Genomic DNA, 16,507 nt, shown 5'->3' with positions numbered 1-16,507 from the left:
CTCGAATCATGAACATGACCAAACGCAAAATCGTCGGCATCACACTCTATATCCTGTTCCTGCTGGTGCCCATCTACTGGCTCGTCAACATGTCGTTCAAGACCAACGAAGAAATTCTGGGGTCCCTGAGCCTGTGGCCGAGCAACGTTACCTTTGACAACTACATGGTGATCTTCACCGATGCCACCTGGTACTCGGGGTATATCAACTCCATCCTCTATGTCTCGATGAACGTGGTGATTACCCTGCTGGTAGCGCTGCCGGCGGCCTACGCCTTCAGCCGTTACCGCTTTACCGGTGACAAGCACCTGTTCTTCTGGCTGCTGACCAATCGCATGGCGCCGCCTGCGGTCTTCCTGCTGCCGTTCTTTCAGCTCTATTCGTCGGTGGGGCTGTTCGATACCCATATCGCCGTGGCGCTGGCGCACTGCCTGTTCAACGTGCCGCTGGCGGTCTGGATTCTGGAAGGTTTCATGTCCGGCGTGCCGCGGGAAATCGATGAAACCGCCTATATCGACGGCTACAGCTTTCCGCGTTTCTTCGTGCGCATCTTCCTGCCCATGATCCGTTCGGGCATCGGTGTGACGGCCTTCTTCGCCTTCATGTTCTCCTGGGTCGAGCTGCTGCTGGCGCGCACCCTGACCTCGGTGGACGCCAAGCCCATCGCCGCCATCATGACCCGTACCGTGGGGGCCACCGGGGTTGACTGGGGTGTGCTCGCCGCTGCCGGTGTGCTGACGATCCTGCCGGGTCTGCTGGTGATCTGGTTTGTACGCAACCATGTAGCCAAGGGCTTTGCCCTGGGCCGGGTATAGGGAGACGACGCATGATTAGCTGGATGGCATGGACCTTACCGGTCGCAATATTTTTCTCCACCATTGGCATCATTCTGGTCTGTATGACGGTTTATGAACTGCACTCGCCCTGTGTCGAGCGCAAGGGCTTTCTGCCGATCGCCACCACCCGCGGCGACCGCCTCTTTATCGGCCTGCTGGCCAGCGCGTACTTCCACCTGCTGTATGTCGGGTTTAGCGACATGACGCTGTGGTTGCCGCTGGGCCTCTCGGCCGTCTGGCTGGCCATCGTGCTGCGCTGGGGCTGAAACCGAACCTGCAAAGGTGTGTTCCGCAAGACTGTTTAACCCAAGCTCCGGTGTGGCTTCAGGGCCGTGCCGGTAATAAGAAAGACAGGCTGTATCACTGCGGCGCTGAGCTCGCAGCGGAGGTCTGAAATGCAATCAACTCCAATGAGGTTGACGATGATCAAGAATAATAAATTGCCACAGGCGCTGCTGCTGCGTGTTGCCATTGCTGCTGCGACCCTGGGTGTCAGTGTGCAAACCTATGCCGACCAGTACCTGGATGCGGCCAACAAGTGGGCCGCCGAGGAGTTTGCGACCTCGACCCTGACGCCGGAACAGCAGATCACCGAAATGCAGTGGTTTACCGAGGCGGCCAAGCCGTTTCGCGGCATGAGCATCAACGTGGCATCCGAAACCATTGCCACCCATGAATACGAAGCCAAGGTGCTGGCCAGGGCGTTTGAAGAGATTACCGGCATCAAGGTCAACCATGACCTGATCCAGGAAGGCGACGTGGTCGAGAAGCTGCAGACCCAGATGCAGTCCGATCGCAATATCTACGATGCCTACATCAATGACTCCGACCTGATCGGTACGCACTTTCGCTATGGCAAGGTCGTGCCGATCTCGGACATGATCGCCGGTGATGGCAAGGACTTCACCTTGCCGACACTGGATCTGGAGGACTTTATCGGGCTGGACTTCACCACCGGCCCCGATGGCAAGCTGTATCAGCTGCCGGATCAGCAGTTCGCCAACCTGTACTGGTTCCGTGCCGACTGGTTTGCCCGCGATGACCTCAAAGCCAAGTTCAAGGAGATCTACGGCTACGACCTGGGTGTACCGAAAAACTGGTCCGCCTATGAGGATATCGCCGAGTTCTTCAGCGAGAAGGTCAAGGAAATCGACGGCGAGCGCGTCTATGGCCACATGGATTACGGCAAGAAGGACCCGTCCCTGGGCTGGCGCTTCACCGATGCCTGGTTCTCCATGGCCGGTGCCGGAGACAAGGGTCTGCCCAACGGTCTGCCGGTGGACGAGTGGGGTATCCGTGTCGAGGGCTGCAGCCCGGTGGGCTCCAGCGTTGAGCGCGGCGGTGCCACCAATGGCCCGGCTGCAGTCTATGCGACGACCAAGTACGTCGACTGGCTGCGCAAGTATGCGCCACCGGAAGCCCAGGGCATGACCTTCTCCGAAGCAGGCCCCGTGCCGGCCCAGGGCGGCGTGGCACAGCAGATCTTCTGGTACACCGCCTTTACCTCCAGCATGACCGAAAAGGGCCTGCCGGTAGTTAACGACGATGGCACGCCGAAATGGCGCATGGCGCCATCCCCCAAGGGACCGTACTGGGAAGAGGGCATGAAGCTGGGGTATCAGGACACCGGTTCCTGGACCTTCCTCAACTCGACACCAGAGAAACAGCGCTTGGCTGCCTGGCTGTACGCGCAGTTCACGGTATCCAAAACGGTATCGCTGAAAAAGACCCTGGTGGGCCTGACACCGATCCGCGAGTCTGACATCAACTCCGATGCCATGACCGAGGCGGCACCGATGCTCGGCGGACTGGTCGAGTTCTACCGCAGCCCGGCCCGCACCCAGTGGACGCCCACCGGTACCAACGTGCCGGATTATCCGAAACTGGCGCAGTTGTGGTGGCAGTACATTGCCGAAGCCGCCAGTGGCGAGAAAACGCCGCAGGAATCACTGGATGGCCTGGCAGCCGCCCAGGACAAGGTACTGCAGCGACTTGAGCGCGCCGGTGTGCAGGGCGAGTGCGGTCCCAAGCTGAACGAACCGCGTGAAGCCAGCTACTGGCTGGAACAGCCGGGTTCTCCCAAGGCGAAACTCGCCAACGAGAAGCCCCAGGGTGAAACCGTACCCTACGACGAGCTGCTGAAAAGCTGGGAAGCCGGCCGCAAAGGCTAACTCCTTGCGCGTATAATTGGCGAACTCGGCCGGCTGTCCCTTGGGGGCAGTCGGCTTTTTTATCGCCGCGGGATCGCTGCCTGCTACACGGGGCGGCGGGAAATGCCCTACATTGGGCATTCAGATAGCGGCAGTCGGTTTTAGCGAGGGAGTTGACGATGAGCAATACCGGATTGGATTCACAGGGTCTGCGAACGGATTCTGGCGGCATCGCCCCGTTCGGGGTGGCGGCACTGCCACGCATTATTTTTGGTGCGGGCAGCTTTGATCGCCTGGCGGATGAACTGGCGACTCTCGGCACACGGGTGCTGGTCGTGACCGGTGGCCTGTCCTTTACCGGGAGTGATCGCTGGGCGCAGTTGCAGCGTCGGCTAAAGGCCGTGGGGCTTGCCTGGGTGCAGGTCTCTATTGCCGGGGAGCCCAGTCCCGAACAGGTGGATGACGTGGTGGGTCACTACGCCGACTATGGCATCGACGTGGTGTTGGGGATCGGCGGTGGCAGTGCGCTGGATGCGGCCAAGGCCATCGCCGGTCTGCTGCCGGTGCAGCACTCGGTAATGGACTATCTGGAGGGTGTCGGGCCCGAGCTGCCCTACCGGGGGCCCGCGCTGCCGCTGGTGGCGGTGCCGACAACCGCCGGTACCGGCAGCGAAATGACCAAGAATGCAGTACTGACGCGTCATGGCGTCGGCGGCTTCAAGAAATCATTCCGGGATGAAAGGCTGCTGGCACGTGTCGCCCTGGTGGACCCGGACTTGCTGCACAGCTGCCCGTCACCGGTGTTGCTGGCCAATGCCATGGATGCCTTCACACAGCTGCTGGAGTCCTATGTATCGACCCGTGCCAGCGCTTTTACCGATGCGCTGGCCCAAAGTGGTATCCAGGCTTTTGCCGCGGGGTTTGATCCCTACGCGGCGACGCCGGTGAAAGACTATGGCCAGCTGGCCTATGCCGCTATGCTGTCCGGTATCTGCCTGGCGCAGGCGGGACTTGGATCGGTACACGGCATGGCCTCGCCGCTGGGAGCCTACTTCCCCATTCCCCATGGCGTGGCCTGCGGCACATTGCTGGCAATGGCCACGGCGATGAACATCGCGGCGTTACGCGAGCGGGAGCCGGCGAGTCCTGCGCTGGAGAAATACGCCCAGGTCGCGCGCTGGCTGGGCGTCGAAGCCCAGGGGGTCGAGGAGGGTTGCGATGCGCTGGTGGGTTTGCTCGATAGCTGGATCGAGCAATGCGCGCTGCCGCGGCTGTCGACCTTTGGCATGACCGAAGCTGATCTGCCCCGTGTGATTGCCGGCAGCGGCGGCAACAGCATGAAAACCAATCCGCTGGTTCTGAGCGATGGCGAAATCCGCCAGGTATTGCTGGCGCGCTTGTAGTGCATCAAAGACAGTCAGCCCCGCTTGGGGTCGAGCCGCAGGCGGATATGGGTGGCAACAGGCAGGTGATCGGACATGCGCTCGTCCAGCACCCGGGCATCGATGACATCGATTTCCGGCGTCGCCAGTACGTGATCCAGTGAGCGACGCGGGCGCCAGCTCGGGAAGGTTTCACCGTTGTGCAGCGTGCGCAGGGCCGCATCACGGATACCGGGGTGGGCATGGAGTTCCGGCAGGTCGCAGTTGAGGTCGCCGAGCAGCAGGCTGTCCCGGCCGCTGCCAATGAGTTCCGCCAGAAAATGCAGCTGGCGGGCCCGGGTCTGACGGCCCAGGGCCAGGTGCGCAATGATCAGGCGTACTGGCGCATAGCCCGGAGGCCGAACCTCCACTTCCAGTGCACCCCGTCCCGGCAGGCGGCCGGGCAGGGGGTGAAACTCGATCTCGCGCAATGGCCAGCGTGACAGGCAACCCAGGCAATGGCGGGCAAAGGGGGCGAGATCCCGCGTAACGGCGGCGTGCCAGTATGGCAAGCCGGCCAGCTCCGCCAGATGAGACACCTGATTCAGCTGGGCCGTGCGCAGGCTGCCGGCATCGCACTCCTGTAGCGCGACGACATCGAAGTGGCCGGCCAGCTCGGCGATGCGCTGCAGGTTGTTGCGCGCGCCACGGGTTGGCAGCAGATGTTTCCAGGACCGGGTTACATAGTGCATGTAGCTCGAGGTCTGCAGGCCGACCTGGATATTCAGCGACAGTACGCGCATTTGGCCGTCGCGGTGCTGAAATGGAAAAATCGGGGAGTTAGGCATGACAAATCCAAGTATGCGTGGCCTGAGACAAAGCGCAAGGCGGATTCAGCCAGAGGCAACCTGTGCATGACGCAATCCGCCCTGTAGGACCCAGCAGTTGCACAGGCAGGGGCTGCGTTCGATACTGGCACGCACCTCTTAGCCAGAACCCGGATGGTTTATGTCATTATCAGGTCCGCCTCCTGCCTCGGCCTTCAATGCCAATGTGATTCTGCTGTCGCTCTGTCAGGCATTGCTCACTACCGGCAATATCCTGCTGGTCTCGGTGAACGCACTGATTGGCAAGGAGCTGGCCCCGTCGATGGCGCTGATTACGCTTCCCATGGCAATGCAGTTTATCGGCCTGATGGTGGCCACGATTCCGGCCTCATTGATCATGCAGCGTATCGGCCGCATGAACGGCTTTTACCTGGGGAACCTGATTGGCCTGCTCGGGGCGGCCTGCAGTGGCATGGCGCTGGTGGAGGCCAGTTTCTGGGCCTTTAATCTAGGCACTTTCCTGCTTGGGATCGGTATCGGCTTTGGCATGCTGTATCGTTTTGCCGCCATCGAGGCGGCGCCGCAAGGGCATCAAGGTCGGGCCGTTTCCCTGGTGATGGCCGGCGGCGTCCTGGCTGCAGTGCTGGGGCCGAACCTCGCCATTCACAGCCGTGGCTGGTTCGCGGCGACGCCGTTTCTCGGTGCCTTTATGGGTCTTTTCGGACTGTATGCACTGGCGCTGCTGTTGCTGCGTGCCGTGCGCCTGTCAGCGCCGACGGCAAGTCCGTCGAATGAGCCGCCGCGCCCGCTGGGCCAGATTGTGCGCCAGCCGGTGTTCGTCATGGCGGTGGTCGCGGGCGTGGTCAGCTATGCGGTGATGAACCTGCTGATGAGTGCCACGCCGCTGGCCATGATTCGCCACGGCTTCAGCTTCGATCATTCGGCCCATGTTATTCAGTGGCATGTGCTGGGCATGTTTGTGCCGGCATTCTTTACCGGGCGTCTGGTGGAACGCTTTGGTGCGCCGCCGATAATGCTGGCGGGTGGTACTTTGATGCTGCTGTGCATCCTGGTAAACCTGCTGGGCCAGAGTCGGTGGCACTTCTGGCTGGCGCTGGTGTTGCTGGGCGTCGGCTGGTGCTTCATGTTTGTCAGCGCGACCACGTTTCTGACTCGCGCCTACAGGCACGCCGAAAAAGCCCGTACCCAGGCAGCCAATGAATTTCTGGTATTCAGCAGCGTGGCGCTGTCGGCTCTGGCCGCCGGCTGGCTGGAGGCATCTTTGGGCTGGGTGGTGATGAACTGGCTCATGCTGCCGGTGGTGCTTGGTGCCATGACGCTTATCGGCTACCTGAGCCAGTACCACGGGGTTGAGGTGACGCGTCAGCCGCTTGGATAGCCGTGCGCGCGTCGGCGTATTTAGCGGGATAGTGTGCCCGGATTTCACATGGCACTCACGCACGGCAGCCTATGCTCTGGCGCTATACGTCCTGTTGCCGTGAGTAAATGTTGTCATGAAGACCCCTCTGCGAGTATCCAGACTGAAAGGCCTGCAGCTTTCGCTGTCCAGTGGCCAGTTTCGGCTGCTGCTGTGCGCCGCGCTGGCACTGTTCTATAACGGCCCGTTGTGGCAGCTGATCTCGGCCCAGCCTGCATCAAGTTCGTTGGCAGGTTGGCTGTTTATGGCCGCCTTTTTCAGTTTCATGGTGGCGGTGCTGCAGTTTTGTCTGACCCTGATCGGCTTTCGCCACATCCTCAAGCCCCTGGCCATCTTTATACTGCTAAGCGCCAGTGCCGTGTCCTACTTCATGCACAGCTACGGCATCCTGGTTGACCGCAGCATGGTGCAGAACCTGTTTGAAACCGATGTCGCTGAAGCCGGCGAGCTGCTGAATGCAGGGCTCGTTATGCATGTCCTTCTATTCGGTATCCTGCCGGCGTTGCTGGTCATGATGCTGCGTATTCGCTACCGGCCGGTGTTTGCCGAACTAAGGGCGCGGGCGGTGGCGCTATTGCTGTGCCTGATGGTCATCGGTGCAAACGGTATGCTGTTTTACAAGGATTACTCTTCACTGTTTCGAAACAACCGCCAGGTGCGCAATCTGGCCGTGCCCTCCAACTATCTGTACTACGGAACCCGTTACCTGATGGGCGCCTATGACGCCGTGAAAGTACCGCTGCAGCGCCTGGGTGAGGATGCCCACCAAGTGTCGAATGCGGCGGTACCCGCCAAGCGCAAGCTTCTGGTGCTGGTGGTGGGTGAAACCGCGCGGGGCATGAATTTCGGCCTGAACGGTTACGGGCGCGATACCAATCCGCAATTGACTGCCTTGCCTGTGTTGAGCTTTGGGCAGACCGATTCCTGCGGCACCAGTACGGCTGAATCCCTGCCCTGCATGTTTTCGCTCAGCGATCGGGCGCACTACGACAAGGTGACGGAAAGCCACCGGGAAAATCTGCTGGATGTACTGCAGCATGCCGGCGTTAAAGTGCTCTGGCGTGACAACAACTCCGGCTGCAAGGGTGTGTGTGATCGGGTGGACAACCAGGACACGGCCGTGTTTGAGTTGCCGCAGTTCTGTGTGGCCGAGGAATGTTATGACGAGGGCATGCTCAGTGCACTGGATGACTATCTGCAACGTACTCGAGGGGACGCGGTGATCGTGTTGCACCAGAAAGGCAGCCATGGTCCGGCCTATTACCTGCGCTACCCGCAGCAGTTCGAGAAATTTACCCCGGTGTGCCGCAGTAGCCAGCTGCAGTCCTGCAGCGAGGAGGAAATTCGAAATGCCTATGACAACAGCATTCTCTATACCGACTACTTTCTCAGTCGCGTGATCGGGTTCCTTCAGCGCGAGCGGCAGGAGTACGACACCGCGATGCTCTACATGTCCGACCATGGCGAGTCGCTGGGTGAGGGCAATATCTATCTGCATGGCATGCCCTATCTGTTCGCACCTGAGGAACAGACCCGCGTGCCCTTTATCGCCTGGTTATCCGAGGGTATGCAGTTGCGCACGGGGCTGGATGCGGCCTGTCTGGGTGGCAAGCGCACCCAGACACTGAGTCACGATAACCTGACTCACTCGGTACTGGGGCTGATGGGGGTCGAGACATCGGTGTATCAGCGCGGGCTGGACATTTTTGGCGATTGCCGCTCGCCACTGCCCACCGGTACGGCGCAACAGCAGGCGTCGACGGCCGAGCAGCGGGGACCGGCCTGAGGCTCAGGCCGGCGTGAATATCAGCCGGGCGCTGAACTGCTGTGCCCCGTGCTCCAGTACGAAGCGGCAATTGGCCTGGGCGCAGAGCTGTTCCACGATGATGAGGCCGTAGCCATGGCTGTCTTGTGCGGCTGGGGCCATGTCGCCGATGCGATTACGGATCAACAGGCTGTCGGCATCGTTGCTGATATCGATGTCGCCACTGCCATGCAGCAGGGCATTGCGCAGCAGGTTGTCGATAATCACCGACAGTATAAAAGGCGGTATCGGCCAGCTGCAGGGGGAGAGTGCCAAGGACGACACCCGGGCCTGCAGGTCCGGATGGGTGCCAAGGCGCTCCTCAATCACGGTTTTGAGCCCTGCCTGATCGATGGTTGTGGTACCAGCCTTGCTTTCGCGGCCGAGCCACAAAAAGGCTTCGATCAGCTGGCTCATGCGAGTGGTGGCAGCGTCGATGCGTTGCAGGGCGCGCCCGTTGAGGCTGTCGGCCGGCATTCTTTCGCGCAGCAGATCAGCCGAGCTGCGGATGACCATGACCGGTGAGCGCAGTTCGTGGCTGGCAAAGCGGGTAAAGTCACGCTCGCGCTGGATAAAGGCCGACACCCGTTCGAGCAGGGACGCGAACTGGCGGCTCATGAAACCTATTTCATCGTTACGCTGCAGCGGCTGCAGTCGCGGGTTGGTGGGGTCGATGTCAGCGAGCTGGCGGCTGAGCTGACGGATGGGTACTGTCAACTGCCAGGTAATCAGCAGCGTCAGCCCCATGGCGCCGAAGGTGATCAGCGCAATGCCACCCATCACCAGGCCGATCTCGGCCGTTTCCTGGGCCTCGCTTTCAAGCAGTTCTTCGAGTTGCTGCAACACGATGTAATAGAGCTCGCCGGTAAGCGGGTGAGGGCGGGCGACCAGCAGGTTGTCGTTGGGCAACTGATGAATGCCTGCGGCGGCGAACGCGGCCAGGCCCTCTGGCAGGGCATCCCGGTTGGCGTAGAAGTGCAGGATGTCGAAGAACTCAAGGGTTGTGGCGGGCGCTTCGCTGGCCAGGACCCGGTCGACCTGGGCGCCGATATAGCCGGTAAAGTGCTCTACGTTCTGGGCTTCCATACGTTCGATCACCTGCCAGCCCGCCAGCCAGTACAGGCTCATGATCAGGCAGGTAGAGAGTCCGACGGTGAGCAGAATCCTGCGGCTAAAGCTCTGTTTCATGAGGTTCGGTATCCCCGGGGAGTGTCAGCCGGAATCCGATGCCGCGTACCGTGGTGAGCATCGGTTGGCTGAAAGGCTTGTCCAGCTGCATGCGCAGCTGGTACAGGTGCGAGCGCAGGGCATCGCTGCTGGGCGGGTTGTCGCCCCAGAGGAGCTGTTCCAGCTCTTCTCGTGTCACGGTACGGGGCGCTTTGGCCACCAGGTGCTTGAGCAACTTGAAAGACAGTGCGGTGAGGTTCAGTGGACGGCCTTCGCGGCAGGCGGTGGACGTTTCGACGTCCAGTTCCAGTGGCCCGAAGGACAGCCGGCGCAGCATCTGGCGCGATTCGCGTTTGCTCAGTGCCTCGACCCGGCACACCAGTTCGGCCATGGCAAAGGGTTTGACCAGGTAGTCGTCGGCGCCGCACTGAAAACCCCGTACCTTGTCGTCCAGGGTGTCCAGTGCGGTCAGAAACAGGATTGGGGTGGTGACGCCCAGCGCCCGCAGTTGCTCGCAGGTCGACAGCCCATTGAGCCTTGGCATCATGATATCGAGTATCAGTACGTCATAATGATTCTGGCGACACAGCTCGAGGACCTGGGCACCATGGCTGGCACAATCGGTTTCAATGCCACGCCACTGCAGAAAATCCGCAATGCCTGCCAGGATATTGGCATCATCGTCGGCTACCAGCACATTCATAGGGTATGGGGTCCCACAACAGCTAAGGGGCGGATGCCCCGACAGAACTGCGACTGTAGCAGAAATCCGGCTTGATGGGCTTTGGCCAGAGCAGCCAGCGGTACAGAATCAGCGCGCTGAACCAGCAGATGGCGAGGGTCCAGATATCATGCGAGATGAAATGGGCGCCGCGCAGTTGTTGCGAAATGCCGAATATTACGCCCAGGCCCAGTCCTGGCAGCAAGGCCAGGCGTCCATGACGCTGGCCGCGTTGGTTGGATGAGTCGGTGAAATAGTGCAGCCAGACGAAGTACAGTGCCACCCAGGCATAGCCTGCGCTGGCATGGCCTGCAGGGAAGCAGGCGCCGCCGCTTGCAGCGGCCGGGCCCGGGCTGAACAGTGAATGGTAGACGCGATCGGCGCCATAGCGCGTGAGGCTCCAGGGGCAGTCCAGCCCCGTCAGGCGCTTGGCAGCATTGACCGTTAGAACGCTGCACAGCAAGGCACTGATCAGGTAGCCGAATCCCGGTCGCCAGTGCCGCAGTGCCGGACGAAACCAACTCAGCCCCCAGAGCAGCAGGGTCACAAGCAGCAGGCCAAAGCTGAGCCATCGGCCGCCATTGTGGATCAGTCCTGCGGTTAGCCAGTACTCGCGCAGTGCCCAGTGCCCGCCTTCCAGCTGATACAGCAGGTCCGCCAGTTTCAGGTCTATCCGATAGGACTCCAGCAGGGTGATGCTCAGCACGAACAGGAACAGGGGGATCAGGCCCAGGCGCTTCCAGGGCAGGGGGGCTGCGTGCACCTGCAGGGCGCTGGCTGTCGGGGTCAGGCGCTGCGGCTGGCGCAGCGGATCGAGGCTGCTCATGCGAGTGCCCGAGCGCGGCGTGCAAGGTGTCCGGGCAGTCGGCGATAGCGTGCCAGCAGGGGCCAGAACGGGCAGCCGTATAGCCGGGCGAGGCCAGGGCCTGCGGGCGTGCGTGTACCTGCGCGGTTCAACGGCCTGCGCCAGGCCTGCAGGCCGGTCGCACTGATCCACAGGAACGGTGTCTGGTTAATGGCTTGCAGTGAGTGCATCGGTGGCGGGGCTCCCTGTGTTAGATGCTCGCAAAGTTCAAGATACAAAGTTCAAAATACAAGGTACTGCTGTGCGTATCGCAAGGCCCGGGGACTCTAGCAGCGCTACTGTGAGCCCGGTGTGAAATGTAACCTGCAAAAGGCTGGCCGAAGGACTTCGAGGGCGCTGGGCTCGCGACTGTGTCCGGCAGCAACTATCCTGAAGGTCAGGCTGAAGGAGGAGTTGCCATGACTTACCTGATCTCCCTGAATCCCGCCACGGGAGAACCTGTGGGTGAAATCCCGACCACGTCGCTGGATGCGATTCCTGCACTGGTGTGTGCGGCGCGTGAAGCGCTGTCGGGCTGGAGCGACCTGAGTATCGAGAAGCGGGGCGAATGTCTGCTACGTGCGGCCCAGGACCTGCTGAATGAATCCGAGCGCCTGGGTGAGTTGCTGAGTCAGGAAATGGGCAAGCCGTTGCGCAAGGGTATCGGCGAGGTGCGCTTCTGTGCCCAGAGTATCGAGCCTCGGGTCAAGCAGGCGGTGGCGGCCTTGCAGGCACGGCGCAGCAGTGATGCTGATACCGAGTCCACACTGTATTACGATCCGCTGGGCGTATGTGCCGTCATCAGCCCCTGGAATTACCCGATGTCCATGCCGCAGTGGATGCTGCTGCCGGCTTTGTTGTGTGGCAATACGGTGCTGTTCAAGCCGTCGGAAGAAACACCACTGATCGGTCAGGCGTACGCTGACGTACTCAATCGTTACCTGCCGCCCGGTGTGCTGCAGGTGGTGCAGGGGCCGGACCAGCAAGGTCGGGCGCTGGTGGAAGCCGATATCAACATGGTGGCGTTTACCGGGTCACGCGAGGCGGGCAAGGACATCATGACCCGCGCCGCAGCGGGGTTGAAGCGGCTGATGCTGGAACTGGGCGGCAAGGACCCGTTGCTGGTGCTGGATGACGCCGATCTGGATGCGGCCGCCGAGTTCGCCTGCGCCAACAGCTTCGAGAACGCAGGTCAGGTCTGCGTGGCGACCGAACGGGTCTACGTCGATCGTCAGGTGCTGAAATGTTTCGAGCAGCGGGTCAGCCAGCAGGCTGCACTGTATCGTACCGGTGCCTGGCTGGACGAAAATGCCAGCTTCGGGCCCATGATCCATGACCGCCAGCGCGAGCATGTGCTGGATCAGATCGAGCAGGCTTTGGCCGCAGGTGCACGCCTGCTGTATGGCGGTGTGGATCATCCGCCGCGTTACATTTCGCCGACCGTACTGACCGATTGCAGCTCCGACATGTGGATCATGCAGCAGGAAACCTTTGGTCCCGTCGTCTGCATTCAGGCGTATGACAATCTCGACGAGGCGCTCTTTCTGGCCAACAGCACCGAGTATGGTTTGGGCGCCGTGGTATTCGGCGAGGACGAAGATCGCGCCTGGCAGGTGGCACGGCAACTGGAAGCCGGTATGATCGGCGTCAATAAAAGTTGCTTTGGCACTGTGGAGTGCCCCTGGGTGGGGGCGCGTCAAAGCGGTTATGGTTTCCATGGTTCGGCCGAAGGCTTTCATCAGTTCTGTCAGTTGCGGGTTGTCAGCAAGCCGCTATCCTAGGAGACTGTCCGACAATACTCAACCTACTGCGAACCACCTGAGCTTGGCTGTTTTTTGTGCTGTTTTTCGTTAAATAGAACCACTATTCGCCTTAAAACACCGCAAAAACCAGCTCAAGTCAGCCGGCTCTCGCTACGGCCAGCATTCTCGGACAGCCTCCTAGCAGCCTGTCGGACTTACCACAGATCTACTGCGGAAAAGCCCGACAGGCTGCTGGGCCGCTGCACAGTGGATTAGATCATTCAAAGGGAGGTTGCAGGCGTGTCGCTTTTGTTTGCCTATTCTGGCGTTGAAGCTCCGTTACACCAGTGTCTTGCTGATCTTGCAGCGGTGTCGCCAGGCACTGCGGGCAGTTGGGGTCTGGGGTGTTATGACGGCGCTGATGCCCAACTCACACGTGACCCCGCAGCACGCGGGCACGTAGCCGGTTTTGTCGATCAGTCTGGCGGTGTCAGCGCGTTGCTGCTGTCGCACAAGGGCGAAGCACGGGATCCGCCCGCCGCCCTGGCAAACTGTCAGCCCTTTGCCCGCGAGTTGATGGGATGCGTGCACCTGTTTGCCATGCAGGGCGACCTGCAGGGGCTGGAAGATTCGCGCGCTTATCCCACCGGTGTGTATACGCCGATTGGCGATACGGCGGCCGAACGGGCGTTCTGTGTCCTTATGTCCCGCATGCGCGCACTGTGGCAGGACGACAAGCCACTTCCCGAGGTTCGTCTGGCGGTGGTGTCGGACTTTGCTGCCCGCATGCGCCCGCTGGGCCTGGCCAATTTTATTTATGCTGACAGCGAGCTGCTGTTTGTGCACGGGCACCAGCAGCTTGATGAGCCTACTCGGCCCGGCCTGTTCTTGGCGCAGGGCGAGGGTGCGGTCAGGGTGTCCGGCCGGGCGCTGGATAGCGCCGGCTGGGAGGGGCTGGAGCCTGGCGAGGTCGTGGCGATCAAGGGTGGCGAGGTGCTGGATCGCTGTGCGCCGATCAAGCTCTGGAGTCAGTTGCGTGACTGACGTACGCGCGTGAGCGCGCTGTGGTTTCTGTTCGCCGCGTTCTGTGAAATTGCCGGCTGCTACGCTTTTTGGCTCTGGCTGCGTCTGGGGCGCAGTGCAATATGGATACTGCCCGGCGTGCTCTCGCTGCTGCTGTTTGCATTGATCCTGACCCGGGTCGAAGCCGCATATGCCGGGCGAGCCTATGCGGCGTACGGTGGCGTTTATATCGTGGCGTCGCTGGGCTGGCTGGCCTGGGTGGAGCGAAGCCCGCCACAGCTGACCGATCTGCTGGGGGCGGGCCTTTGCCTGGCCGGGGCTGCGCTTATTCTTTACGGCCCGCAGTGGTCAGCCTGATCAGCTGCCTGTTTTTCGTCTGGGGGCTAGCAGCCTGTCGGACTTACCACTGATCTACTGTGAAAAAGCCGAACTTGGTCATTTTGTGTGCTCTTTCTTGTTAAATAGAACAACTATTCGCCTCAAAAGAGCTCAAAAACTGCCGCAATTCGGTCTTTCCCTCGCTACGATCGGCCAAGCCCGACAGGCTGTTAGCGGATGCAGGATACCAGGTAGTCCAGCTCGGGCGCCGAGGTGCCGGGGTCGTTGAGGCACACCGGCAGGTAGGTCGGTGCCGTCAGCAAGCCGCGGGCCAGCAGGTCGTCGATCAGGTCAAGAAACTCAAAGCTCGTTTTGCCGATAAAGAGCCCGGTGATGTCCCGGGTCTTGTGCAGTTGGTAGGCATCGCGAAAGCCGCTCAGGTAAAGATGATCCTTGGTAAAGCCACCGCCGCGGTGAACCCGGGTACAGACGCGGAAGGCTTCCTCCGGTTCGGTACCGTAGTCTTCGACGATCGTGCGCCAGGTGCGGCAGAAATCACCATAGCGAATCATCAGGTCCACCGCGATGACCCGCAGCGCCAGACTCTTGAGGCGCTTGAGGGTAAGGTTGCCGGAGCGGTATTCGCTGTAGATCGCCAGCCCTTCCTGGGTATGGGTGTTATTGGGCAGCCCCAGGGAAAAGACCTCCAGCGGCTGCTGCCTGGCATTGAGCGAGGTGGTCATGTGGACCCCCAGCTCGTGATGCGCCAATGCCCGCAGCTCCACCTGACTGACTTTTGCCGAGCGACGCACCAGCAGGGCCTTGCGGCCATTATTCACCATGGCGGCGGCGATCAGCCGGTCCGACAGCTCGACCTTGCACTTGAGCCCCCAGTCCTTGGCCATCTGCTGGAACTGCGGAATCATTTCCCTGGAACTCAGCTGGTCGCCGTTCTGTTCTTCGGCACGGTTGGCGGCGTGCAGCAAAAAGCGTGCATTGGCGAGCTCGCCGGGCGTGGGCTCTCCGTAGTAGCGCAACGAGTTGTACAGAAAACTGTCGGTACCGATGCTCACCAGCATGTCGATGCGCTCGGCCAGGGCATCAATGACCTGGCGGTAAAGCTGGCGCAGGGCCGGTTCGCGAATGGCATCGACCGGCAGGCGGTAGAGCTTTTCGCGATGTGCATAGGGGTCAATCTTGAGCTGGCGATAACGGAAGTTGGGGGCCTGGCGTCCCTGGTGCTTGAAAAAACGACGCTGTTCGACGGGCATGTTGATGGGGTTGATGTAGAGCAGCGTTTCGAGGCCGCGCGCGAGCTTCTTCAGTTCACGATCAACCAGCAGCACCTCGGGGGGAAGTTCGGTGGGCATCAAGTCGTTGCGGTGCAGCGACGGTCCCGGCAGCGTGCGGCTGGCATCCGCCGTGGTTTCGAGCAGTGCTTCATGCAAGCCGTGGCGCAATGCATCTATAACCAGCGGAAAAGGGGCTCCGCTGTCCAGATCCAGGAATACTTTCTGAATCTCGAACGGAATGGTCAGGGTGTCGCTGTGGTGCTCGGCAACGTGGCTCGCGGTATAGCCTCCCCCGTGATTGCGCTCGCCCACAGTGACGCGATTGTGCAGATTCGGCAGCTCAATTTCGCCAAGCCGGTTTTGCAGGCGTTTGAGCAGCGGGTTCCACTGCTCGCTGTCGACGTCTTCGGTGGCGATGTGAATCTTGCTGTGGCCATCCTTCATTTCTTCAAACGGACAGCTGTGCACATCGAACAGCACGGCATGGCTGTGATCTTCCTCGATCGCCCAGAGCAGGGCGTCGAGAATGCGGTAGATGCGCTGGTGACGTTCCTGTCCACGGTGGCGCATGGTCTTGGTCACCGGTTTGTGCCACAGCGCGGTGCCGTTGATTTCGTTGCGCACGCAGCGGTTCACCGGCAGGCTCAGGTCGTAATCAATGCGTGAATCCTGGGCGCACAGAGCAATGGGCATCAGCTCGATCAGCCAGTCGCTGCCGCGATCCTCCAGCTGCAGACGGGTCTTGTCATCCACTATCAGGCGCTGAATGCTGTCGCTGTGCAGTCGACTGCCGGCGTGCAGTGCGGTGCAGACGATGGGCAGGTATTCATCCACCCGAATGTGCAGTGAGCCGTCGCGCAGCCGGGCATTGAACGGGGTGCGGTTTTGAATGCGCTCGAGAATCTGATTTTCGGTGAGTGTCTGCATCGATCCGTAACCTGAACGGGTATGAAGTCGATGAGATTCTGTGCACTATTCGGGCCC

The 16,507-nt window shown here is 60.9% G+C and carries 15 protein-coding genes; 9 read left to right on the top strand and 6 right to left on the bottom strand.

Going from position 1 to position 16,507, the window contains the following annotated elements; genetic code table 11:
- Nucleotides 1-8: 8 nt before the first annotated feature.
- From F451_RS0103410 to F451_RS0103395, 4 genes are all read left to right on the top strand, one after another.
- Nucleotides 9-815 carry an ABC transporter permease subunit gene (locus F451_RS0103410; RefSeq protein WP_020679951.1) on the top strand — a complete coding sequence of 269 codons (807 nt, stop codon included), beginning with the start codon at nt 9-11 and terminating at the stop codon, nt 813-815.
- A gap of 14 nt (nt 816-829) precedes the next feature.
- Nucleotides 830-1,102 carry a DUF2160 domain-containing protein gene (locus F451_RS0103405; protein ID WP_026291470.1) on the top strand — a complete coding sequence of 91 codons (273 nt, stop codon included), beginning with the start codon at nt 830-832 and terminating at the stop codon, nt 1,100-1,102.
- Between the two features lie 156 nt (nt 1,103-1,258).
- Nucleotides 1,259-3,007, top strand: coding sequence for an ABC transporter substrate-binding protein (locus F451_RS0103400; RefSeq protein WP_020679949.1), 1,749 nt, complete (start codon nt 1,259-1,261; stop codon nt 3,005-3,007).
- A gap of 158 nt (nt 3,008-3,165) precedes the next feature.
- Nucleotides 3,166-4,389, top strand: a complete 1,224-nt coding sequence (locus F451_RS0103395) for an iron-containing alcohol dehydrogenase (protein WP_020679948.1) — start codon at nt 3,166-3,168, stop codon at nt 4,387-4,389.
- A 14-nt stretch (nt 4,390-4,403) separates the two neighbouring features.
- On the opposite strand, the gene F451_RS0103390 is transcribed toward F451_RS0103395, so the two are convergent.
- Nucleotides 4,404-5,195 carry an endonuclease/exonuclease/phosphatase family protein gene (locus F451_RS0103390; protein ID WP_020679947.1) on the bottom strand — a complete coding sequence of 264 codons (792 nt, stop codon included), beginning with the start codon at nt 5,193-5,195 and terminating at the stop codon, nt 4,404-4,406.
- A 160-nt stretch (nt 5,196-5,355) separates the two neighbouring features.
- On the opposite strand from F451_RS0103390, the gene F451_RS0103385 reads away from it, so the two are divergent.
- Nucleotides 5,356-6,573 carry an MFS transporter gene (locus tag F451_RS0103385; protein ID WP_020679946.1) on the top strand — a complete coding sequence of 406 codons (1,218 nt, stop codon included), beginning with the start codon at nt 5,356-5,358 and terminating at the stop codon, nt 6,571-6,573.
- 115 nt (nt 6,574-6,688) lie between these two features.
- Complete coding sequence (locus F451_RS24680) at nt 6,689-8,398, top strand: phosphoethanolamine transferase (protein ID WP_020679945.1); 1,710 nt, start codon at nt 6,689-6,691, stop codon at nt 8,396-8,398.
- A 3-nt stretch (nt 8,399-8,401) separates the two neighbouring features.
- Here the strand turns inward: F451_RS24680 and F451_RS0103375 are convergent, their stop codons facing one another.
- From F451_RS0103375 to F451_RS0103360, 4 genes are read right to left on the bottom strand one after another with little or no spacing between them, the layout of a single operon-like run.
- A complete protein-coding gene (locus F451_RS0103375) occupies nt 8,402-9,604 on the bottom strand; it encodes a histidine kinase dimerization/phospho-acceptor domain-containing protein (protein WP_083928325.1) in 1,203 nt (400 codons plus the stop codon).
- A complete protein-coding gene (locus F451_RS24675; protein WP_020679943.1) occupies nt 9,588-10,286 on the bottom strand; it encodes a response regulator transcription factor in 699 nt (232 codons plus the stop codon). Before F451_RS24675 ends, F451_RS0103375 begins: the two co-directional genes overlap by 17 nt.
- A 22-nt stretch (nt 10,287-10,308) precedes the next feature.
- A complete protein-coding gene (locus tag F451_RS24670; protein ID WP_020679942.1) occupies nt 10,309-11,130 on the bottom strand; it encodes a phosphatase PAP2 family protein in 822 nt (273 codons plus the stop codon).
- On the bottom strand, nt 11,127-11,339 hold the full coding sequence (locus F451_RS0103360; protein WP_020679941.1) for a hypothetical protein: 213 nt from the start codon (nt 11,337-11,339) through the stop codon (nt 11,127-11,129). Before F451_RS0103360 ends, F451_RS24670 begins: the two co-directional genes overlap by 4 nt.
- A 228-nt stretch (nt 11,340-11,567) precedes the next feature.
- Between F451_RS0103360 and F451_RS0103355 the strand changes: the two genes are divergently transcribed.
- The 3 genes from F451_RS0103355 to F451_RS0103345 all read left to right on the top strand — a co-directional run bounded on the left by F451_RS0103355 (nt 11,568) and on the right by F451_RS0103345 (nt 14,270).
- Nucleotides 11,568-12,929: an aldehyde dehydrogenase family protein gene (locus F451_RS0103355; RefSeq protein ID WP_020679940.1), complete on the top strand. Its 1,362-nt coding sequence runs from the start codon at nt 11,568-11,570 to the stop codon at nt 12,927-12,929.
- Nucleotides 12,930-13,190: 261 nt separating this feature from the next.
- A complete protein-coding gene (locus F451_RS24665) occupies nt 13,191-13,934 on the top strand; it encodes a class II glutamine amidotransferase (protein ID WP_169434428.1) in 744 nt (247 codons plus the stop codon).
- Between the two features lie 9 nt (nt 13,935-13,943).
- Nucleotides 13,944-14,270 (top strand): YnfA family protein, encoded by a 327-nt coding sequence (locus tag F451_RS0103345; RefSeq protein WP_020679938.1) that lies wholly within the window; start codon nt 13,944-13,946, stop codon nt 14,268-14,270.
- 191 nt (nt 14,271-14,461) lie between these two features.
- Here the strand turns inward: F451_RS0103345 and F451_RS0103340 are convergent, their stop codons facing one another.
- Entirely contained in the window at nt 14,462-16,450 is a 1,989-nt protein-coding gene (locus F451_RS0103340; protein WP_020679937.1) for a flavohemoglobin expression-modulating QEGLA motif protein, read from the bottom strand.
- Nucleotides 16,451-16,507: the final 57 nt, after the last annotated feature.

It is taken from the genome of Marinobacterium rhizophilum DSM 18822 (assembly GCF_000378045.1).
Lineage (GTDB): Bacteria > Pseudomonadota > Gammaproteobacteria > Pseudomonadales > Balneatricaceae > Marinobacterium_A > Marinobacterium_A rhizophilum.
Note: the sequence above shows the minus strand (reverse complement) of the source record. Positions and strands in the feature narration are given on the sequence as shown.